A 21,067-nucleotide genomic window follows, 5' to 3' on the forward strand; every position below is an offset into this window, starting at 1 on the left:
CTCGAACGCCCGGATCGCGATCCCGCACGCCCGCGCCGCCACATTCACCCGGCCGACCTCGACCCCGTCCATCATGAACGAGAAACCCTTGCCCGGCGCGCCACCCAGCACCTTGTCCGCACCGATCTTGAAACCGTCGAACACCGCCTCCGTGGTGTCCACGCCCTTGTAGCCCATTTTGTCGATCTTGCCCGGAATCGTCAGCCCCGGAAGCACCTCGCCGAACCCCGACGGCTTCTCCACCAGGAACGTCGTCAGGTTCTGATGCGCCTTCTCCGCGCCCTCGTCCGTCTTCACCAACAACGCGATCAAGTTCGAGGAACCGCCGTTGGTCAGCCACATCTTCGCGCCGTCGATCACATAGTCGTCGCCCTCGCGCTTGGCGCGGGTCTTGATCGCCGCCACATCCGAACCCAGATCCGGCTCCGACATCGAGAACGACCCGCGCACCTCGCCAGTCGCCATCCGCGGCAGGAAATGCTGCTTCTGCTCGTCCGTACCATGCTGCTTGATCATGTGCGCCACGATGAAATGCGTGTTGATCACCCCGGACACGCTCATCCAGCCCCGCGCGATCTCCTCCACCACCAACGCGTAGGTCAGCAGCGATTCACCGAGACCGCCGTACTCCTCCGGGATGGTGAGCCCGAACAGGCCCATCTCCTTCATCCCCTCGACGATCTCCGCCGGGTACTCGTCCGCGTGCTCCAAAGCCTGCGCGTGCGGGATGATCTCCTTGTCCACGAACGACCGCACCGTGGACAGAATCTCCTGCTGCACATCGGTCAAACCCGCAGTCCGGGCCAAACGCGCCATCGGGTCAGCTCCTCAGTACGGCGATGACGCGAGCGAACTCGCGCATCGCCGGTTCGGGCACCGTGACGTAGGAGAAGCCGTACGTCTCCCGGTGCTGGTGAAGGGTTTCCGCGATCTCCGCCGGAGGTCCGGAAAGGACAGTGGGCACCCGGTCCAGATCGGAGAGGGGCGGCTCGAACCGGGGCAGCCGGGCGACCGCGGCCCGGCGATCGCCGTCGAGGGCGACGGCGTGGACGAGCAGGTTCAGTTCGAGATCGCCGAACCGGCACGGGGCCGCTTGCCGCACGTGCTCGACCCGCTCGGCGAGCGCGTCCGGGCCGAGGAACCGGAGCATGCCGGGGTGTTGCCCGGGCGCGGCTCCGCTGAACGCGACGATGTCGGCGTGCTCGGCGGCCAGCCGCAACACGCGGTCCCCATTGCCCGCGACGCACATCGGCGGCTGCGCGGCCGGTCGCGGCCGGTGCTGCGGGTCGGCGAGCAACCGCCGCACTTCCCGCACGGTGTGCTCCAGGTGGTCCACCCGCTCGGGCGCGCTCCGCCACGGGATTCCGGCGCGGTCGAATTCAGCCTTCACGTAGCCCGTGCCGAGCGCGATTTCCAGCCGTCCGTCCAGCAGCGCGTCCGTGCCTGCGAGGTCCCGGGCCAGCAGGGCCGGGTTGTAGAACCCGGCGTTGAGCACGAAAACCGCGAGCCGCGGCCGGGTGGTGGCCTCGGCCGCCGAAACGAGCGCGGGCAGCGGGGCGAGCATGCCGAGGTGGTCGGCTACGGCGATGACGTCGTAGCCGAGGTCCTCCGCCTGGCGGCACCGCGCCTGCCACTCGGCGCGCGACGACGGCGTGAGCAGGTTGACGCCGAATCGGAAAGCGCGCCTGGTCATCCGCGAGTCTTCCGGATCGCGTCGACCGCGTTGTCCCGGTCCGCCGCGACGTAGACCGTCCCGTCCGGGCCGACCGTGAGCCCGCCGGACCGGGCGTACGGCACGCGCAGGTACCCGACGTCGAGGCCGCGAGCGAGCACCTCGCGCTTTCCATTGTGCTGCACCGAAACTACGCGCCGACCAATGACATCGAGCACGACTGCCGACCCATCCGGCCGCACCGCGACCGCCCGCAGTCCCCCGAGCCCGGCGGCCCGTTCGACGACTTTCCCGGAGGCTGGCGCAACCTCGAACAGGCGGCCGCCAGCGTCGGCGGCCAGGACGGTCCCGCGTCGGGTGACGGCTAGACCCGTTGGCGCGCCTACGTTTTCCGCGAGCGGGAGCACCGTCTCGCCGACAGCGTGCAGCAATCGGCCTTGCGCGGGCTCGGAAATCACCAGGCTGCCGTCGGCCAGCTCGACGGCGTCCGCGGGGTTGTCGAGGCCGTGGACCTCGCGGACGACCTTCCCGGTCGCGCGGTCGACCACCTGGACCGACCCGATCAACTCCGAGGTGAGCACGAAATGCGCGGCGGTGACGCTGATCCCGGACGGAAACTCCAGTGATGACGACAGCCGACGCTGGATTTCGCCGACTGCTCCGGTGCGCGAATCCACCGTGCGCAGCGCGGTCGCGTCCGCGAGGTAGAGCGTCCGTCCGTCGGAGGCGATGTCCGCGGGGAAGGCGAGCTTGCTGGAGGTGACGACCGAGACGGCACCGGTGTCGAGGTTGACGCGCGAGACGGAACTGTCGGCCATGTTGCTGACATAGGCGTGGCCGTCGGGAGCGATGATCATGTTGTCGTCGGCGGCGGGCAGTGTCGCCACTGTGTGCTTGGCACCGGCCGGGTCGATCCGGACCAGCTGGCCGGTCGCTCCGTCGAGGACGTAGAGCCGGTTCTTCGCGTCGAACCGGACCGACACCGGCTGGCGGAACCCTTGGGCGAGCACCGAAATCGCCCCGGTCCGCGGATCGACGCGGGCCACTTCCCCGTGCTTCGACCGCGGCGCGTAGATCATCCCGTCCGGGCCGAACGCGAAAGCGTTGAGCCCGCCGGGGTCCCGGGCGACGAGTCGCGGCGCGGCCTGGCCGGCGGGGTCGATTTCCCACAGCGCGTCGGCGAAAGTCAGCTGCCCGACGTAGAGATGCGTGCCGGAACGGTCGAACGCGATGGAGTTGACGCCGGGCAGATCGCGGGCGACCGTGCGGATCCGGCCGTCCGGGGCGCGGCCCTTCACGACGCCGCCGACCGGGTCGGTCCACAGGATTTCGCCGGACGGGGCGATCGCGAGGTCGTCGGAACGGCCGTCGCGCGGGCCGACGAGGCGGTGGGTCCGCCCGGTGCGCGGGTCCACGGTGGAGATGGTTTCGCTGGCGAGGCTGGCGGTGAGCAGCCGGCCGTCCGGCGCGAGGGCGATGCCGTTCGGGGAGTGCAGGGCGGTGCCGTCGACCAGCCGCTGGACTCGGTAGCGGGTGGCGGCAGCCGCGTCGGGGACGGCGGTCAGGGGCAAGACAAGCGCGAGGGCGAGCGCGACAGGGCGCAGGCGTCGGGCGGTGAGCACGGGTTCTCCTCCGCGGTCGGTCCCGGGGCCGCGCGGCGGCCCCGGGGCTGCTCTCAAAGCTGGGCGGCGCTGGCGTAGACGGACTGGTATTCGAGGTAGCTGCCGAGCGCCTCGGGCCCGAGTTCGCGGCCGACGCCGCTGCCCTTCATCCCGCCGAACGGCGCGCCGAGGTCCTGGAGGTAGTAGTTCAGGCCGATCGTCCCGGTCCGCACCCGGCGGGCGAGCGCGAGACCGCGATCCTCGTCGGCGGTCCAGACTGAGCCGCCGAGGCCGTATTCGCTGTCGTTGGCGAGGCGGACCGCGTCGTCCTCGTCCTCGTACGGGGTGATGGTGACGACCGGGCCGAAGATCTCCTCCTGCGCGATCCGCTCGCGGTTGTCCACGTCGGCGAACACCGTCGGTTCCACGAACCATCCGCGCGAAAGCCCGGCGGGACGGCCGCCGCCCGCCACCAGCCGGGCGTCCGAGGCGCGCCCCAGTTCGAGGTAGCCGAGCACCCGGTCGAGCTGGGCAGCGCTGGCCATCGGGCCGCAGGTGACGGCCGGGTCGAGCGGGTCGCCGAGCACCATTTCGCGGGCGAACTGGGCGACCGCGTCGACCACCTCGGCGTAGCGCGACCGCGGCGCGAGGATGCGCGACTGGACCGTGCAGGTCTGGCCGTTGTTCTGGAAGCAGGCATTGTCGAGGCCGGCGACGAAGGTGTCCAGGTCCGCGTCGTCGAGCACGATGGCCGCCGATTTCCCGCCCAGCTCCAGCGTGCACCGGCGGATCAGCCGCCCGCATTCCGCGCCGATCGCCCGGCCGGCCGCGGTGGACCCGGTGAACGCGACCTTGTCCACCAGCGGATGCGACACCAGCGCGGCACCGGCTTCCCGGCCCGCCACTACGATGTTGAGCACGCCCGGCGGCAGCCCGGCCTCCGCGGCGGCGTCGGCGAGAACGTAGCCGTCGAGTGCGGTTTCCGGGGACGGCTTGAGCACTACGGTGCAGCCCGCCGCCAGCGCCGGGGCGATCTTCATCATCGCGAGCACCTGCGGGTAGTTCCACGGCGTGATCGCCGCGACCACGCCCACCGGAGCGCGGCGCACGACCGTCGATCCGGACGCGCTCGGCCGGATCTCCTCCAGCGGCGTCGACTCGATCTGGTCCGCGTACATAGTGAGCAGGCCCGCCGGAGCCTCCCCGTTGAAGGCGTTCGACAGCCCGATCGGCATGCCGTTTTCCCGGCTGACCAACGTGGCGGTGTCCGTGGCGCGGACCGCCAGCGCGGCGGCGAACCGGCGCATCGTCGCCGCGCGTTCCACCGCCGTCGTACGGCCCCACGGACCCTCGTCGAGCGCACGGCGGGCGGCGCGGACGGCGGCGTCGATGTCAGCCTCGGTGCCCAAAGCTGCGCGACCCAGCGGTTTCTCGGTGGCCGCTTCCAGGGCGAGGTGGGTTTCGGTGCCCTGCGGCTCGGTCCAGGCACCGTCGATGAAGAACCGGGTCCGGTCGAGGTCAGTGCTCGGGTCGATGGTCAACGTACCTCCTTGTACGGGTTTTCCGGCGCGGCGATGACCCGCCGGTCGTGCAGGCCGCCGAGTTCGGCGGCGGTGAGGCCGAGTACCTCGGCCAGTACGGAATCGGTGTCGCCGCCGAGCACCGGGCAGTCGCCGGCGGGACCGCGTTCGCCGGCGAAGCGCAGCGGGGACCGTGCGGTGACGGCGGATCCGCCGCTGGGCAGCCGCAGGTCGGCGAGCACGTCATGGGCTTGCTCGCGGTGTTCGGCCACGATGTCGGCCATGCCGCGATAACGGCCCCACAGAACCCGTGCGGCGTCGAGTTCCTTGCCCACCTCGTCGAGGTCCCGGGCGGCGAACCACGGCCGGAGGATCGCCGCGATGGTCTCGCGCAGGCGGTATCGCTCGGACTCGTCGCGCAGGTCTGCGTGCAAGGCCTGTTCCAGTGCGGTGAACACCTCCGCGGTCCCGGTCGCCGACTGCAGGGCGCGCCACTGGCCGTCGGTCAGCGCCACGACCATCACGCGCGCGTCGTCCCGGCAGGCGAAGTCGACGCCGAAACTGCCGTAGACGTGGTTGCCGTGCCGCGGCCGTTCCCCACGCCGGTCGGCGGCTTCCGACAGCCAGCCCAGATTCGCGACCCCGGCGAGCGCCACCTCGGACAGCGCGAGCTCCACATAGGACCCTTCGCCGGTCCGGCCGCGCCGGTGCAGCGCGGCGAGCACCCCGGTCGCGACGCTCAGGCCGGTGACGAGATCCCACGCGGGCAGCACGTGGTTCACCGGGGCGGCCCAGTCGCCGCTGCCGGTGATCCCGGGGACCCCGGCCTCCGCGTTGACCGTGTAGTCGACCGCGGGCCGCCCGTCCGGATAACCCTGAACGCGCACGTGGACCAGATCGGCTCGGCGGGCCGTGAGGCGTTCGTTCGCCAGCCACGGCCGGCCGACCGCGTTGTCGATCAGCACTCCGCGATCGCGGCCCGGAGCCGTCGCCAGCGCGAGGACGAGTTCGCGGCCTTCGGGATCGCGCAGGTCGACCGCTACAGAACGCTTGCCCTTGTTGAGGGAGGCCCAGTAGTAGCTCTCGCCCGTCGGCGCGACCGGCCAGCGGAGGTAGTCGCTGCCACCGCCGATCGGGTCGATGCGGACCACGTCCGCTCCCAACTGCGCCAGGGTCATGCCGCCGGTCGGCCCGGCAACGAAACTCGCGCACTCGACGACATGGGTGCCCGTCAGCGGTCTCGTCATGGCTGTCCTCCAGAGGGGATGAGCACGGCGCGGCCGGTGATCCGGTCGGTGAAGGCGCGTGCCGCGTCTTCGAGCGGGTAGGGAGTCACCACCGGCCGCACTCGGCCCTCGGCGACCAAGGCCAAGGCGTCGGCGAAGGTGGTCATGAGCGTGGATCCCGAGCCGGTGATGACGGCCTCCTTCTCGAACACGAAAGCCGGGTGGACCCGGATCGGCTCCCCGCTGACCTGCCCGGTCAGCACATACCGGCCCGCGTGGGCGAGCGCGCGGAAAGCTTGGCGGAACACCGGTTGATGGCCCGTGTTGTCGAGCACGACGTCCGCGCCACGGCCGTCGGTCGCGTCGAGAATGTCCTGCCACACACCGTCGCCCGTGAGTACTACGTGGGCGGCGCCGGCCTTTGTCAGCTGCTCGGTTTTGGCCGGATCACCGGTGAGCGCGAGCACCCGGGCCCCGAGCGCGGCCGCGACCTGGACGGCGTGCAGGCCCAGCCCGCCACCGGCACCGGTGACCAGGACGGTCTCTCCCGGCTTCACCCGCGCGACCCGGCGCAACGCCTGCAGCCCGGTGCCGACCGCGCAGGCGGCCACCGCGGCCTCGGGCAGCGAAACCTCAGGCGGCACCGGCAACAGCGCAGACTCCGGTAGGACGGCGTACTCGGCGAAACCGCCATAGAGAAACGCCCGGTGCGGGCAGCGCAGCTCGTCGCCGGTCCCGCACGGTTCGCAGCGGCCGCAGGTGCCGAACTGCTTCGCGGCGACCCGGTCCCCTGCCGCGAACCGGGATCCGCCGGCCACGACGGTTCCGGCGATCTCGTGGCCGAGCACCGCGGGCAGCGGGAGGCTCAGCAGCCCGGCGTAGTCGGCCTGGTCGTGCCCGCACACCCCGCACGCCGCGACCTCGACCAGGACCTCGCCAGCACCAGGCCGAGGGCAGTCCACCTCGGCGACCGCCAGCTCCTCCGGACGGCTCAGGACGGCGGCGCGCACGACGCGATCACCTTGCCCGGGTTGAGGATTCCGTGCGGATCGAGTGCCTGCTTGACCGCCGCGTGCATCGCCAGCACCGGCGCGCTGAGTTCCCGGGTCAGCCCGCCGCGTTTGAGCAGGCCGACGCCGTGTTCCCCGGTGACCGTCCCGCCGAGCGAGAGCGCCTCGTCGAGGATCTCCTCGAACGCGGCTTGGGCCCGTTCCCGCCCGCCGTCCGGGACGACGAGCACCGGATGCAGGTTGCCGTCCCCGGCGTGCGCGACGTTGGCGATCCGCACGTCGTGGCGGGCGCCGATGCTTTCGATCCGCCGCAGCATTTCCGGCACCGCGGCGCGGGGCACGCACACGTCCTCGGTGAGCACCGGGCCGAGCCGTTCGAGCGCGGGGTACGCCAGCCGGCGCGCGGCGAACAGCGCCTCCGCTTCGTCCACATCGGACGATGCGGCGGCCCAGGTCGCCCCGGCCTCGGTGAAGCACTTCGCCAGCACCTCGGCCTCGTGCTCGCCGGGGGTGTCGGTGCGGCCGAGCAGCACCGCCTCGGCCTCGGCGGAAAGCCCCATGTTCTTCCAGGCGTCCACCGCGGCGAGGGTGTGCCGGTCGATCAGCTCCAGCGCGGAGGGCACGACCCCGGACGCCCCGACCGCCGCGACCGCGTCTCCGGCCGCCGACAGGCTGGGGAAATACCCGGCGACCGTGCGTTCGGCGGCCCGCGCGCCGCGCAGCCGCACGGTGACCTCGGTGACGACGCCGAGGGTGCCTTCCGACCCGACCATCAGCCCGGCGAGGTCGTACCCGGCGACGCCTTTCGCCGTCCGGCGGCCGAGCCGCACCAGTTCCCCGGTCCCGGTGACGACCTCCATCCCGAGCACGTAGTCGCGGGTGACGCCGTACTTGACGCAGCACAGCCCGCCGGCGTTGGTGGCGACGTTGCCGCCGATGGTCGACCACGGAGCGCTCGCCGGGTCCGGCGGGTACCAGAGGCCGTGTTCCGCGCACGCCGACCGCAAAGTCTCGTTCACGACACCCGGTTCGACCACGGCGAGCCGTTCGGCGGCGTTGATCTCGCGGATCGCGGTCATCCGCTCGGTGGACAGCACGATCCCGCCGGCGATCGCGTTCGCGCCGCCGGACAGGCCCGTGCCAGCGCCGCGCGGCACGATCGGGACCCGGTGTCGCAGACACACCTGCACCGTCTGCTGAATCTCCTCGGCAGTGTGCGCCCGCACGACCGCCAGCGGCAGCTCGTGCGGAGCCCACGCGGCTTCGTCATGTGCGTACGCGGCGAGGACATCGGGGTCAGTCAGCACCCGGCCAGCGGGCAGGGCCCGGCGCAGTTCGTTCAGCACGGCGCACCGGCCTTCGCCGCACGGAACTCGGCCATCCGCTCGGCGAGCGTGCTCCGGTAGTCCGCGACAGTACGGAGCTTGACGTCCTCGTAGCCGCGCACCAGATCGGGCAGCAACGCCGTTTCCACCGCCAGCGCGTGGTTTTCCGCGTCCAGCCGCCCGGTCAGTTCGGCGAGCACTCGCTCGTACTCGGCGACCAGGTCGCGTTCCAGCCGCCGGATTTCGGTGCGGCCGAACGGATCCAGCCGCGTCCCGCGCAGCCGCCGCCCCGCCGCCAGCACGCGGAAGACCGGCTTGAACCACGGTCCCAGTTCGACCTTGCGGCGCATGCCGAGGGCCTTGAGCACCGGCGGATGCAGCCGGTACGCGATGCGGGCGTCCGCGCCGAACCGCGCGCGGACCAGGCGTTCCTGCACCGGATCCAGCGAAAGCCGTGCGACCTCGTACTCGTCCTTGTAGGCCATCAGCTTGTACAGATTCCGTGCCACCGCTTCGGTGAGCGCCGTCGAACCCGGGACCGCACTGGCCTCGGCCCGACGCACCCGCTCGACCTGCTCCACATAGCGGCGCGCGTACGCGAGGTTCTGGTACGCGATCAGGTCAGGCACCCGGATCCGCAGCAGGCGCGTGAGTTCCGCGCTGTCGCCGACGGTCGCCACGAGTTCGCGGGCTTCCGGCGCGAGCGCAGGCTCCGGCTCGGGGTCCCCGCGCAACGCGGCGATCACCGTCTCCAGCGCCGCCCGGTCAGCCACCCACTGCCTGCCCCGGCGGAACGCCTGCACGTTGGTCTCGACGCGCACCCCGTTGCGGGAAATGGCTTCTTCGATCGCTTCCGCCGGAACGGGCAGCGCTCCGCGCTGGTAGGCCACCCCGGTGAGCAGGAGGTTGGCGTACTGGTCCTGGCCGAACAACGTCTCGGCCAGCTCCCGGGCGTCCAGCGCGGTCACGGTTTCGGCGGCTTCGCGCAGCCGGTCGAGCAGCGCGGTTTCCTCGGGGAAGGTGACGCTGGTGTCGGCGACCATCGCCCCGGTCGGGACCTTCGACGTGGAGACCACGACCGCGGTGCGGCGCGGACCGGCGACCGCGAGGTGCCTGGGATCGGCGGCGACGAGCACGTCCGCGCCGAGGTAGAGGTCGCATTCACCGTCGCTGGCCTTGTTCGCGTGCGCGGCGCCGAGCTTGACGTCGGAGACCACCGCGCCGCCCTTCTGCGCGAGCCCGGTCTGGTCCAGCGACCGGACCGGCAGCCCGGCGATGTTCGCCGCCGTCGCCAGGATCTGCGAGAGCGTGACCACGCCCGAGCCGCCGACCCCGGTCACCCGCACCGTGTACCGCTCGGCGGAAACCGTCCGCTTCGGTTCCGGCAAGGGGTCCGCCAGAGGTTCGGCAAGCGGCCGCTTCCCCGCGCTCTTGCCCGGAAGCACGGTCAGGAACGACGGGCAATCCCCTTCCAGGCACGAGAAATCCTTGTTGCAGGACGACTGGTCGATCCGGGTCTTGCGGCCGAACTCCGTGTCGGCCGGCTGCACCGAAAGGCAGTTCGACTTCTCGCCGCAGTCGCCGCAGCCCTCGCAGACCCGTTCGTTGATCACCGCGTGCTGCGGCGGTTCCGGGGCGAGCCCGCGCTTGCGCTTGCGGCGCAGTTCGGTCGCGCATTCCTGGTCGTGGATCAGCATCGTCACGCCGGGAACGCGGGCGAGCGCCTCCTGGGCTTCGGCCAGCCGGTCGCGGTGCCAGACCCGGACGCCGCGGCCCAGCCGGACGCGCCGGTACCGCGCCGGGTCCTCGGTGGTGACGATGATCCGCCGCACGCCCTCGGCCCGCATCGCCGCGATCACCCGGGGCACGGTCAGCACTCCGGCCGGCTGCTGCCCGCCGGTCATCGCGACCGCCGAGTTGTACAGCAGCTTGTAGGTGATGTTCACCCCGGCCGCGACGGCCGCGCGCACGGCCAGGCTGCCCGAGTGGTGGAACGTCCCGTCGCCGAGGTTCTGCACCAGATGGTCGTTGCCGACGAACGGGGCCATGCCGACCCACTGCGTGCCTTCGCCGCCCATCTGGGTCAGCCCGGTGATGTCGCCGTAGTCCTCGCGGCCGGTCATCAGCACCAGGCTGTGGCAGCCGATCCCGGCGCCGACCAGCGAACCCTGCGGGGTCTTGGTGGACGAGTTGTGCGGGCAGCCCGAGCAGAAGTACGGCGTGCGCGCGGCGAGCGGGAGCGCGATCGTGCGGCGCGGGGCCTGCCAGGATTCGACGGACGGGAAGCCGCCGTGCGCGCGCAGCCGGACCGCGAGCGCCGCGGCGATGCGGTCCGGGTCCAGCTCTCCGTCCGCCGGGACCAGCGCCGTGCCGTCGGGACCGCGTTTTCCGGTGACGGCCGGAGTGTCGGCACGGCCGTAGAGCAGATCCTTGACCGCGGACTCGACGAAGGAGCGTTTCTCTTCCACCACGATGATTTCGCGCAGTCCGGCGGCGAACCGGGCGACGATCTCCGGATCGAGCGGGTGCACCATCGCGAGCCGCAGCAGCCGCACGCCGCGGCGTTCCAGCTCAGGTTCGTCCAGGCCCAGGATCTCCAGCGCCTGACGGAGATCGTGGCAGGTCTTGCCCGCGGCGACGATCCCGATCCGGGCCTCGCCGCCGCCGAGAATCGTGTTCAGCCCGTTGGCCGCGGCGTAGCGGCGGGCGAGTTCGAGGCGGGCGCCGTCGCGGCTGCGTTCCAGCCTGCCGAGGTCCGGCTGCAGCATCCGGGCGGTCATCTCATGGGCGAACGGCCGCCCGCCGACCACCGGATCCGGTGCGGCGGAGCGGAACCGGCCCGGTCCGACCCGCACGGTGCCGGTCCCGTCCGCGACGTTGGTGGCGATCTTGAAGCCGACCCACAGGCCGCAGGCGCGCGACATCGCCACCGCGTGCTGCCCGAGGTCGAGGACCTCCTGCGGATCGGCCGGATACAGCGTCGGCATGCCGAGGTCGGCCAGCAGCAGCTCGGAACTCCCGGGCACCGTCGAGGACTTCGCGCCCGGGTCGTCGCCGACCAGCGCCAGCGCCCCGCCGAGCCGATGAGTGCCCATGAGGTTGTTGTGCCGCAACGCATCCGAGGCGCGGTCCAGCCCCGGGGACTTGCCGTACCAGTAACCGGTCACGCCGTCGACCCGCCGGTTCTCCGACTTGGCCGCCAGCTGCGCGCCCTGCACCGCGGTGGCGGCCAGCTCCTCGTTGACGCCCGGCCGGAATACGATGTCGTGCTCGGCCAGCAGCTCGGCCTGTCTGCCCAGTTCGAGGTCGTACCCGCCGAGCGGGGACCCCTCGTAGCCGGACACGAACGCCGCCGTGCGCAGCCCCGCGCGCCGGTCAGCGCGGCGGACGTCGAGCGGCAGCCGGGCGAGCGCCTGGACGCCGGTGAGCTGGAACTGTCCTTCGGCCGCGCGGTAACGGTCCTCGGTCACGACGGGAGCCCTCCCTCTGCGGCGAGCGCCCGGAGCTGGTCCACAATGGACTCCGCACCGGGGGTCTGGGTCAACGGATGGATCGCCACGTGGTCAGCTCCCGCGTCGAGGTGTTCACGCACGCGAGCCGCCACCTGCCGCGCGTCGCCGCGCACGACCAGCGCGTCCACGAGCCGGTCGCTGCCGCCGTCGGCGAAGTCGGCGTCATCGAAACCCAAGGCGCGCAAGTGGTTCACGTAGTTGCGCAGCGCGAGCCGGGTCGCGATGTGTGCTCGCGCGATCCCACGGGCCCGAGCGGCGTCCGCGTCGACGACCACCGCTTGTTCGGGCACGAGCAGCGGTTCCGGGCCGAGCCGGTCGCGGGCTTCCGCCGTGTGCGCGGGCGGCACGAAGAACGAGTGCATCCCGGCGCTCCGGTCGCGGGCCAGCTCCTGCATCCGGGGCCGCAGCGCCGCCAGGACGCGCGGCACCGGGCGTTCCGCGCGCGGTCCCTGGTACCGATCGAGGTCGAGCGCGTCGAGGTACTCGCGCAGCGCGGTCAACGGCCGGTCGTGGCCCTGTCCGCGCCCGGCCTCGGCGTGGCTGGCCCCGAGGCCGAGCACGAACCGTCCGGGAAAGGCCTCGCCGAGGGTCTGCGCCGAACCTTCGGCCGCGACCGCGTCCCGGGCCCAGATAGTGGCAACCCCGGTGGCCACGGTCAGCCGCGTGGTCGCGGCGAGCAGCAAGGCGGCGTTGGTGAAGATTTCCTTGTGCGCCGGGGACTCCCCGATCCACAGTGCGCCGTAGCCGAGGTCTTCGACGACTCGCGCGGCCTTCGCGGCGTCGGCAGCGGGAATCTCGGCCAGCACGGACAGCCACACGCCGACCGGCCCGATCCGGGCCGCGAGTTCACGGGACTGGTTCACGCGCGCTCCCCCGGCCCGAATTCCGGCAGCCACGCCCCGTCGCCTGCCTCGCGGAACGACACCGCGACCGGTTCGCCGGGCACCGGGTCGCCGTCGCCGGTCCACGTCGTCGTGAGGTTCGGACCGCTGTCGAGCCGCACCTGCACCACGACGTAGGGCACGTCGTCGCCGTCGAAGTACCGCTTGTGGAACCGGACCCAGCTGTGCACCCGGCCGGTCCCGGCGTCGGTCGTCCACTCGACGTCCCGGCGGAAATCGCGCGGGCACACCGGAGACGGCGGCCAGAACGCGTGGCCGCACGAGCCGCACACCGGGATGCGGAGCTCTCCGCGAGCCGCGCCGTCGAGGTGCTCGACGTCCTCGGGGTAGCGCAGCGGAAGAGGTCGGGCAGAGGTCATCGTGCTCACCGGTCCTTCGTGAAGACAGTCGAATCGCCGAACGGAGTCGCCCACTGGACGACCTCGCATCCGGCCACCTGGCGATCACCGGCCTGACCGCGGATCTGGCGCACGGCCTCGGCCATATGCCCCCAGCCGCAGAGGTGCGCCTCGGACAGCAAGCCGCCCGCCGTGTTGACCGGCAGTTCGCCGCCGAGTTCGATCCGGCCGTCCTGCAGCCAGTCGAGCGCCTCGCCTTCGCCGGTGAAACCGAAGCGCTCCAGCACGAACACCACGTTGGGCGAGAAGGCGTCGTAGAGCTGCAGCGAGTCGACGTCGCCCGGCCCGGACAGCCCCGCCATCGCGTAGACCGGGTGGTCCTCGGCGCGGCGCTCCTCGCCCTGGGTGAACACGCCCAGCCCGGGCGGCGCGAAGATGAACTCGTCCCGCCCGGCGCGCAGCCCCTGCATGCCGGAAACGATCACCGCGGGCTGGCGCAGATCGCGCGCTCGCTCCACAGTGGTCACCAGCAGGCAGGCGCCGCCGTCGCTGAGGAGGGCGAAATCCGGGCGGCGCAAGGGTTCCACGATGTAGGGCTGCGCGTCGTAGTCCGCCTGGCCGAGCGGTTTGGTCATCTGCGCGTTCGGGTTGAGCCGGGCGTGCCGGCGCATCGCCCTCGGGACCGCGGAGATCAGCGCCGGGTCCGCGCCGTAGCGCTCGCAGTAACGGCGGAACGCCATCGCGGCCCCCGCTCCGGGAGCGGTCATGCCGTAGTGCGGCAGTTCCCCGTGCGACCCGCCGCCCTGGCGCAGGCCCTCCGCGTCGCCCGCGCCGCCGACCATGCCCAGTCCGGAGAACGACACCCCGGCCAGGCAGGCGGCCACCTCCGTCGTGCCGAGCGCCACCGCCTGCGCGGCGGCCTGCAGCGCGGGGCCGACGAACCGGCCGTGGCTCCAGGTCTGCACGGCGGCCCGGATCCGGAGCCCGAACGCCTCCGCCATCCGGTCGTAGTCGATCGACAGCGGGTAGCCGACGTTCGTGAACAGGCCGTCCACGTCGCCGGCGGCCAGCCCGGCGTCGTCCAGCCCGAGCCGCAGCGCCTCGGCGGCCAGGTCGAGACCGCTGCGCGCGGATTTCCTCGACAGCTCGGTGATGCCGATCCCGACTATCGCCACCTGGCGTACCGGTCCTAGCGGCATGGTCGTTCCTTTCTCGAAAGCGTCAGAGAATCGCGTGCGCGCAGGCCGGGCTGCCGACCCCGCGCGGCAGCGGAAGCACGCCGGAGACGAGCAGGAACTCGTGGCTCCCCCGCTCCGCGCACGCTTCGGCGAGCCGGTCCAGCAGCCACAGTTCGCCCAGCGGCATGCCCTGCAGCGCGATCAGCCGCCGGTGCAGGAAGCCCTTGGCGCGGTTCACCGGGAAGACCTCGACCCCGACGTTGTCCACCGCGACCGCCGCGAACTCCCGGTCCCAGAGATAGCCCGCCATCTCCCGCGCCGATTCCAGGCCAGGGCAGGCGAAACCGGAGCCGATCGTCCCGCGCATCGCGGCCCGGTCCCGCGCGGGCAGCCGCCGGTACCACTCCGTCCAGCCGGTGCGGACCACGAGGATGTCCCCGGACGCGAAGACCGTTCCTTGCGCGGCGGCCGTTTCTTCAATCAGCGCGGCGGTGATCTCCACCGGCTCGTCGGGCGCGAGCGGCGTGCCCCGGGCGGCCAGGTGACCGGCGACGTCGACCAGCACGCCACGACCGCCGAAACCGTGCTCGGCCCACCGGTCGACGCCCAGCGCGTCGCCGGTCGCCAGGTCGGTCTCGCTCCGGCCGCCCCAGTAGCCGTGCCGTCCGGCCTTGATGTGCCGCAGCCCGTCCCACTGCGAGGAACCCTGCGGGTAGAACCCGTCCAGCCGGTCGTCGTGCCCGGCCGCGGTGTCCTCCACGACGTGCCGGAACACGTCGCGTTCGTCGAACAGTCCGGGGTCGGGTTCGTTCAGCGGCAGGTTGAGCGAGATCATCTGCCCGCTGCGCACTGTCTTCGCCGCGGCGAGCCGCTGCCGCGGCCCGATCAGGTTGAGCGTGCCGATTTCGTCCGCGCGGCCCCACACGTCCCAGGCGTGGCGCTCGTCCCGGTCCGGGAGCGTCGGCAGGGCGGCGAACGCCGGGGTGCGCCGCCCGGTCATCCGGCCGCCTCCAGCATCTCGCGCAGCTTGAGCTTGCTGACCTTCCCGGTGTGGGTCTGCGGCACCGCGGCCGAATCCAGCACCACGACCCGGGCGGGCACCTTGTAGCTGGCCGCGCGGCTCCGGACGTACTCCCGGAGCCGGTCCGCCAGCCCGGGTCGCGTCGCGCCGCCGCGCCCGTCCGGCACGACCACGCAGGCCATCTCCTGGTCGCCGTCCGGGGTGGACAGCCCGAAGACGTAGGCCTGGTCGACCTCGGCGTGCTCGCCGAGGATGCCCTCGATCTCCACCGGCGCGACGTTGATGCCCTTGATCTTGAGCATTTCCTTCCACCGGCCGCCGAAGCTGAGCCGCCCGTCGCCGTCGATCGACCCGAGATCGCCGGTGCGGAACCAGCCGCCGGCCGAATGCGTGCCGCCGCTCACGTCCGCCCCGCTGAGGTAGCCGTCGATCACGCAGCCCCGCACCTCGATCTCGCCGACGGCCCCGGGCGCGCACTCGGCCCCGGACTTGTCCACGATGCGGATCTCCTGGGTCGGCAGCCGCCTGCCCTGGGTGTGCAGCTTGACCTCCGGCAGGTCGCTCGCGTCGGTCATGGTCACGAAGCCGTAGGACTCGGTGAGCCCGTAGGCGCTGCACGCCTCGGTGATGCCGAGCCCTTCGATCGCCAGCCGCTTGTCCTCGGCGTTGAAGCCGACCGGCCCGGTGCGCAGCGACGAAATGTCGCGGGTGCCGAAACTCGGCGCGGCGAGCAGCGCCCGGACCGCCGTCGCGAGTCCGTAAGAGACGGTGCACCGCTCGCGCTCGATGAACGCCAGCGACGCGTCCCCGTCGACCTTCTCCTCGATGCACAGCGTCAGGCCGTGGCTCAACGCCACCGGAAGCGCGTTGCAGGCCCCGTAACCGAAGAACAACGGCATCGCGAACCACAGCCGGTCGCCGGGCCCGACGTGCATCCGCTCGCCCATTTCGTGGCCGTTGCGCAGCAGTTTGCCGTGTTCCAGCGGCACCGCTTTCGGCAACGCCGTGCTGCCGCTGGTGTAGAGGATCATCGCGAAGTCGTCCGGCCCCGCGCCGTGTTCGGGCGCCGGGGCGGGTTCGAGACCGGGCGGGAACGGTTCGGCGGACGGCCAGCACAACGCGCCGAGGTAGCCGCCGGTCCGGGCCCCCGCTGCGAAAACCTCGCCGTGCCCGGCGGCGGCGAGTTCGGCGAGCATGTCCTTGCCGAACACCCGCTCCTCGGTCACCACCAGGCGCAGTTCGGCGGTGCCCACCAGATGCGCCAGCTCGGCCGAGCGGTACCAGGTGTTGACCGGGACCGCGACCAGCCCGGCCCGCTGCGCGCCGAGCATCGTGACCAGCCAGCGCAGCCCGTTCGGCAGCAGGATCCCCACCCGCTCCCCCGGCCGCAGCCCCGCCGCGCGGAACGCGCCCGCCAGGTCGTCGCAGCGCCGGGCGAACTCGGCGAAGGTCAGCCGTGCCTCGGGCGCGACCACCGCCTCCTCGCCGGGAAACAGCTTCGCCAGCGCCGCCAGCGCGTCCGGGAAAGTATCCGGGGCAACCACGTCGTTCCGCCTTTCGTTGTGGCCCGTCATCGGGCGTCCGGGTGCACGACCACATCGGCGCGCAGCAGCGTTCCGGTCTCCGGGTCGGCGAACTCCACGAGTTCGACCCCCGGCCTCGGCTGGCACCACTGGCCGCGTTCGGCGAGCCGTTCGTGCGCCGGGCTTCGACGCACCGCCAAGCCGTCTTCCCGGGGCCATTCCCGCCTGCCGGCGCGGATTCGCTCCCTTTCCCGGCTGGTCTCGGCGACCTCGGGGTCGCCCGCCGGATCGAGCACGACGCCGTAGGAAACCCGCGCCGCGTCCGCCGTCACCACGCCCGCGCGCACATCCGCCGCGACCAGGTCCGGGCCGCGCTCCAGCGGATCCCCGTACCCGCCACCGCCGCCGACCCGCAGCACCACCACGTCGCCGGTGCCCACCGAAAGACCGAACTGCTTGCCCTGCAACGGTTTCGGCGCGGCCGCGAGGTCATCGATCCCGCGCGGAACCTCGCCCCGGCCGAACGCTTCGTCCGCCCGCGCGCCGGTCACCAGCGCCGATCCGCTGGCGGAACCTGGATAGCCGCCGAACACCCCGCACGGCGGGACCTGCCAGCAGGCCGCCATGACGTGTTCCTGGCCGCCCGGCGTATACCACGGCGTGAAGGCGAGATCGATGCCCGCGCCGCCCCGGGTGCGGCCCGGACCGCCGGAGTTCGGGTTGAGCTTGCGCCACAAATACAGCACCGGGTAGGCGAGTTCGTTGATCTCGATGTCCGGGATGCTGTTCTGCGGCTGGGCGAGCACGCCGCTGACGTCCATGCCGTCCGCGATCGGCTGAGCGCCCGCGCCGCTGCCGCCGCCGTTCATGTCCGGGAACGGCACCAGTCGGCCGGATTCGTCGGGCGCGTAGAAGAAACTGGCGCTCCACGAGTCCTGCCACGGAGCCGTCACGTGGTCGCGGACGAAGGCGTTCTCGCTGCCCGCCTGGAGATCGGCGAGCAGCCTGGTGACCACCTTCCCGATCCGGAACCCGGTCTCGATGTGCCCGGCCCCCATCGGCGCGGGCATCCGCGCGTCGCAAATCGTGCCCGGCTCCGTGACCACCTCGATCGGGCGCAGCGTGCCCTGGTTGATCGGCAGATCCGGCAGCAGGGTGATCAGCAGCGGCGAAACGACCGCGCCGAGCGTGGTCGCCGCGCTGACGTTGATGAAACCGTCGGTCTGCGGCGCGGACTCGGTCAGGTCGAACCGCAGCGCGTCCTCGCTGACGGTGAGCGTGCAGCGGATCGGGTACAGCTCGTCGGCGTGCCCGTTGTGCTCCGCGAATTCCTCGGCGGTGAACGTGCCCTTCGGCAGGTCCGCGATCCGGCGCCGCACCGCCTGCTCGGCCAGGTCCTTGGCGGCTTCGACGTACCGGCGGAACGTGTCCGCGCCGTACTGCCCGACGAGAGACTGCAGCCGTTCGTCGCAGCGGTGGCAGGCCGCGACGAAGCACCGGATGTCGTTGAGCACCAGCTCCGGCACCCGGATGTTCGTCTCGATGATCCGCCACACGTCCTCGACCGGACGCCCCTGGTCGACGATCTTCACCCCGGGCAGCCGCAGGGCCTCGCCGTAGACCTCGGTCGCCGTCGGGTCCATCCCGCCCGGCGCGGCGCCGCCGAAGTCGTTGACGTGCGCCTCGGCCCAGCACCACGCCACCAGCTCCTCGCCGGCGAAGATCGGCCGCACCACGCCGACGTCGACCGCGTGCGCGTTGCCGGTGGTGAACGGGTCGTTGCAGAGGAACAGGTCCCCCGGCCGGATCTCCGCCCGCGGATACGTAGCGAGCAAGTGCCGGACCGCCTGCCGGGCCGCGCCCAGGTACATCGTGATGTAGCCGGCGTAGCTGATGATGTCGCCCTCGGCGTCGGCGATGAACGTGGAGAAGTCCACCGCCTCGGCGATCGCCGGGCTGCCGGAGGCGCGCATCATCACCGTGCCCATCTCGGCGGCGACGTTGTCCAGTGCCTTGGCGAGAATCTCGACGTCCACCGGGTCCAGCCCGGTCGCGCTGACGGCGGTCATGCGGTCTCCTCCGCGGTGTCGGCCAGCAGGTAGTTGCCCCAGTCGTCCACGCGCAGTTCCCAGCCCTCGGGCAGCGCGACGGTGGTCAGCGAGTGCTCGATCAGCGCCGGGCCGGAAATCCGCGCCCCGGCGTTCAGCCGCCGGGCATCGTGGACGTCCACTTCGGACTCTCCGGTGCCTGCCCGCTGGATCCGCCTTCGCCCGGCCGGCTCGACCTCGCGCTCCCCCGGCTCCCGGCGGGCCGGTTCGATGAGGTCCACCCGGCCGGTGGCAGTGACCCGCACCGACATCAGCACCACCGGGCTGCCCACCCAGGCCGTGCCCTCTCCGTACTCCTCCTCGTAGCGCGCGGCGAAACCGTCCTGGATCGCGGCCAGCTCCGCCTCGCCGAGATCCGCGCGGCGCGGGATCGGCACCCGCAGTTCCCATTGCTGGCCGAGGAATTTGAAGTCGCCTTCCCAGCGGACGTCGATCCGGTCGTCCGGATAGCCCGCCGCGTGCAGCGCCTCGACCAGTTCCGCGTCCAGCCCCTGGAGCGCGGCCAGCACCGCCTCCGCGCCCCCGCCCTGCCACATCACCGACCGCGCGCGGGCGCGCACGTCGTCGCTGGAAAGAAGGCCACGCGCGGAAAACACCGCCGCCTCGGCCGGGATCACGATCTGCCGGATGCCGACCGAACGCGCGATGTCCGCGGCGAACAGCCCGAGCGCGCCGCCGAAAGCCACCATCGCGAACCGGCGCGGATCGTGCCCGCGCTCCACGGTGACCGCGCGGACCGCGTTGCCCATGTCCGCGACCACCATCCGGTGCACCGCCGCCGCGGCCTGGACCGCGTCCACCCCCAGCGGCTTCCCGATCTCGCGCCCGATCGCCTCGTGCGCGCTGTCCGTGTCGAGCGCCCGCCGTCCGTCCAAAAAGGACCCGGAGGCCAGCAGCCCGAGCACCGCCGACGCGTCGGTCACCGTCGGCCGCGTGCCGCCCTTGCCGTAGCAGATCGGCCCCGGCTCGGCCCCCGCGCTGTGCGGCCCGACCTGCGGCACGCCCCGCGCGTCCAGCCACGCGACGCTCCCGCCGCCGGTGCCGATCGGCAGCACGTCGATCTTGGACAGCGCGGTCAGGAACCGCTCCCCCAGCATCACCCGCCGGGTGACGTTCGGGGTGGCGTCGCGCAGCACCGAAACGTCGAACGAGGTGCCGCCCATGTCGGCGGTCACGATGTCCTTCAGGCCGAGCCGCCCGGCCAGCGCCCGCGCCCCGATCACCCCGCCCGCCGGGCCGGAGTCGATGAGCGTGATCGGCCGGGCCCTGGCCTCCGCCGCGCTCGCCGTGCCGCCGAAGCCCTGCATGAACGCGACCGGCTCGCGCAGGCCGCGCGCCGCGAGTTCGCGCTCGATCCGCTCGGTGTACTCGGCGACCCGGATCCCGGTGAACGCGTTGAGCACCGTGGTCATCGTCCGCTCGTATTCGCGGATCACCGGATGCAGCCGCGACGCGACGCTCAGGAACAGCTCCGGATGCTCGGCTTCGACGATCGAGGCGAGCAGTTCCTCGTGCTCCGCGTTCGCGAAGCCCCACAACAGGGAGACGGCGATCGAATCGACCCCGGCGGCCACGAGCGTTTCCACCGCCGCGCGTGCCCGCTGTTCGGTCAGCGGCACGACCACCCGGCCCTTGCGGTCGATCCGCTCGGCCACCTCGACGACGTGCTCGCGGGCGACGATCTGCGGAAGGCTGAGCTGCTTGTGGTGATCGCGGTGCGCGTTGCGGGCCGAACGCGCGATCAGCAGGTTGTCGCCGAAACCCTGGGTGGTGATCAGGCCGACCTTCGCGCCGCGCAGTTCGGCGACCGCGTTCGTCACCACCGTCGTGCCGTTGACGAAGCGGGTGGTCTCGGCGAGCAGCTCAGTGAGCGGCAGCCCGACGCGGCCGGCGAGATTCTCCAGCGCGGCAAGCAATCCGGCGGCCAGGTCGTCCGGGACGGTGTCGGACTTGTCCGCAAAGGACTGTCCGTCCGAGGCGAGCGCGACGACGTCGGTGAACGTACCGCCGATGTCGCACCCGATCTGAAACGTGACTTCGGAACGCAACGTCATTGTCCTTCCGTGGAACGGCTCTCGGCCTGCGAGCCAGATTAGACACGACATAGTGTCGAGTCAAGCGACAGATCGTC

General features: G+C 72.1%; 15 protein-coding genes. All 15 read right to left on the bottom strand.

Annotated features, from left to right (window positions below; all coding sequences use genetic code 11):
• The coding region (locus tag ACFSVL_RS22995) for an acyl-CoA dehydrogenase family protein (RefSeq protein WP_378307369.1) at positions 1-816 on the bottom strand (816 nt) is incomplete at its 3' end.
• Positions 817-820: 4 nt separating this feature from the next.
• On the bottom strand, positions 821-1,693 hold the full coding sequence (locus ACFSVL_RS23000) for a TIGR03621 family F420-dependent LLM class oxidoreductase (RefSeq protein ID WP_378307371.1): 873 nt from the start codon (positions 1,691-1,693) through the stop codon (positions 821-823).
• Positions 1,690-3,294 (bottom strand): hypothetical protein, encoded by a 1,605-nt coding sequence (locus ACFSVL_RS23005; RefSeq protein WP_378307373.1) that lies wholly within the window; start codon positions 3,292-3,294, stop codon positions 1,690-1,692. The genes ACFSVL_RS23000 and ACFSVL_RS23005 overlap by 4 nt, the downstream gene beginning before the upstream one ends.
• Positions 3,295-3,347: 53 nt before the next feature.
• Positions 3,348-4,814, bottom strand: a complete 1,467-nt coding sequence (locus ACFSVL_RS23010; RefSeq protein ID WP_378307375.1) for an aldehyde dehydrogenase — start codon at positions 4,812-4,814, stop codon at positions 3,348-3,350.
• The gene (locus tag ACFSVL_RS23015; protein ID WP_378307377.1) at positions 4,811-6,040 is read right to left on the bottom strand and encodes a CoA transferase; all 1,230 of its coding nucleotides are present in this window, start codon (positions 6,038-6,040) and stop codon (positions 4,811-4,813) included. Before ACFSVL_RS23015 ends, ACFSVL_RS23010 begins: the two co-directional genes overlap by 4 nt.
• Positions 6,037-7,029: an alcohol dehydrogenase catalytic domain-containing protein gene (locus ACFSVL_RS23020; RefSeq protein ID WP_378307379.1), complete on the bottom strand. Its 993-nt coding sequence runs from the start codon at positions 7,027-7,029 to the stop codon at positions 6,037-6,039. Before ACFSVL_RS23020 ends, ACFSVL_RS23015 begins: the two co-directional genes overlap by 4 nt.
• Positions 7,011-8,375 carry an FAD-binding oxidoreductase gene (locus ACFSVL_RS23025; RefSeq protein ID WP_378307381.1) on the bottom strand — a complete coding sequence of 455 codons (1,365 nt, stop codon included), beginning with the start codon at positions 8,373-8,375 and terminating at the stop codon, positions 7,011-7,013. Before ACFSVL_RS23025 ends, ACFSVL_RS23020 begins: the two co-directional genes overlap by 19 nt.
• Entirely contained in the window at positions 8,369-11,824 is a 3,456-nt protein-coding gene (locus tag ACFSVL_RS23030; protein ID WP_378307383.1) for an indolepyruvate ferredoxin oxidoreductase family protein, read from the bottom strand. The genes ACFSVL_RS23025 and ACFSVL_RS23030 overlap by 7 nt, the downstream gene beginning before the upstream one ends.
• Positions 11,821-12,729 (bottom strand): TIGR03620 family F420-dependent LLM class oxidoreductase, encoded by a 909-nt coding sequence (locus ACFSVL_RS23035; protein WP_378307385.1) that lies wholly within the window; start codon positions 12,727-12,729, stop codon positions 11,821-11,823. The genes ACFSVL_RS23030 and ACFSVL_RS23035 overlap by 4 nt, the downstream gene beginning before the upstream one ends.
• Complete coding sequence (locus ACFSVL_RS23040; protein WP_378307387.1) at positions 12,726-13,127, bottom strand: Zn-ribbon domain-containing OB-fold protein; 402 nt, start codon at positions 13,125-13,127, stop codon at positions 12,726-12,728. Before ACFSVL_RS23040 ends, ACFSVL_RS23035 begins: the two co-directional genes overlap by 4 nt.
• A gap of 5 nt (positions 13,128-13,132) precedes the next feature.
• The gene (locus ACFSVL_RS23045) at positions 13,133-14,305 is read right to left on the bottom strand and encodes a thiolase family protein (protein WP_378307389.1); all 1,173 of its coding nucleotides are present in this window, start codon (positions 14,303-14,305) and stop codon (positions 13,133-13,135) included.
• A 22-nt stretch (positions 14,306-14,327) separates the two neighbouring features.
• Entirely contained in the window at positions 14,328-15,284 is a 957-nt protein-coding gene (locus tag ACFSVL_RS23050; RefSeq protein WP_378307391.1) for a cyclase family protein, read from the bottom strand.
• Positions 15,281-16,849: a class I adenylate-forming enzyme family protein gene (locus tag ACFSVL_RS23055; RefSeq protein ID WP_378307393.1), complete on the bottom strand. Its 1,569-nt coding sequence runs from the start codon at positions 16,847-16,849 to the stop codon at positions 15,281-15,283. Before ACFSVL_RS23055 ends, ACFSVL_RS23050 begins: the two co-directional genes overlap by 4 nt.
• 26 nt (positions 16,850-16,875) lie before the next feature.
• Positions 16,876-18,897 carry a hydantoinase B/oxoprolinase family protein gene (locus ACFSVL_RS23060; protein ID WP_378307395.1) on the bottom strand — a complete coding sequence of 674 codons (2,022 nt, stop codon included), beginning with the start codon at positions 18,895-18,897 and terminating at the stop codon, positions 16,876-16,878.
• Positions 18,894-20,990: a hydantoinase/oxoprolinase family protein gene (locus tag ACFSVL_RS23065; protein ID WP_378307397.1), complete on the bottom strand. Its 2,097-nt coding sequence runs from the start codon at positions 20,988-20,990 to the stop codon at positions 18,894-18,896. The genes ACFSVL_RS23060 and ACFSVL_RS23065 overlap by 4 nt, the downstream gene beginning before the upstream one ends.
• Between the last annotated feature and the right edge of the window lie 77 nt (positions 20,991-21,067).

The sequence above is a fragment of the Amycolatopsis silviterrae genome, assembly GCF_042684085.1.
GTDB lineage: Bacteria > Actinomycetota > Actinomycetes > Mycobacteriales > Pseudonocardiaceae > Amycolatopsis > Amycolatopsis silviterrae.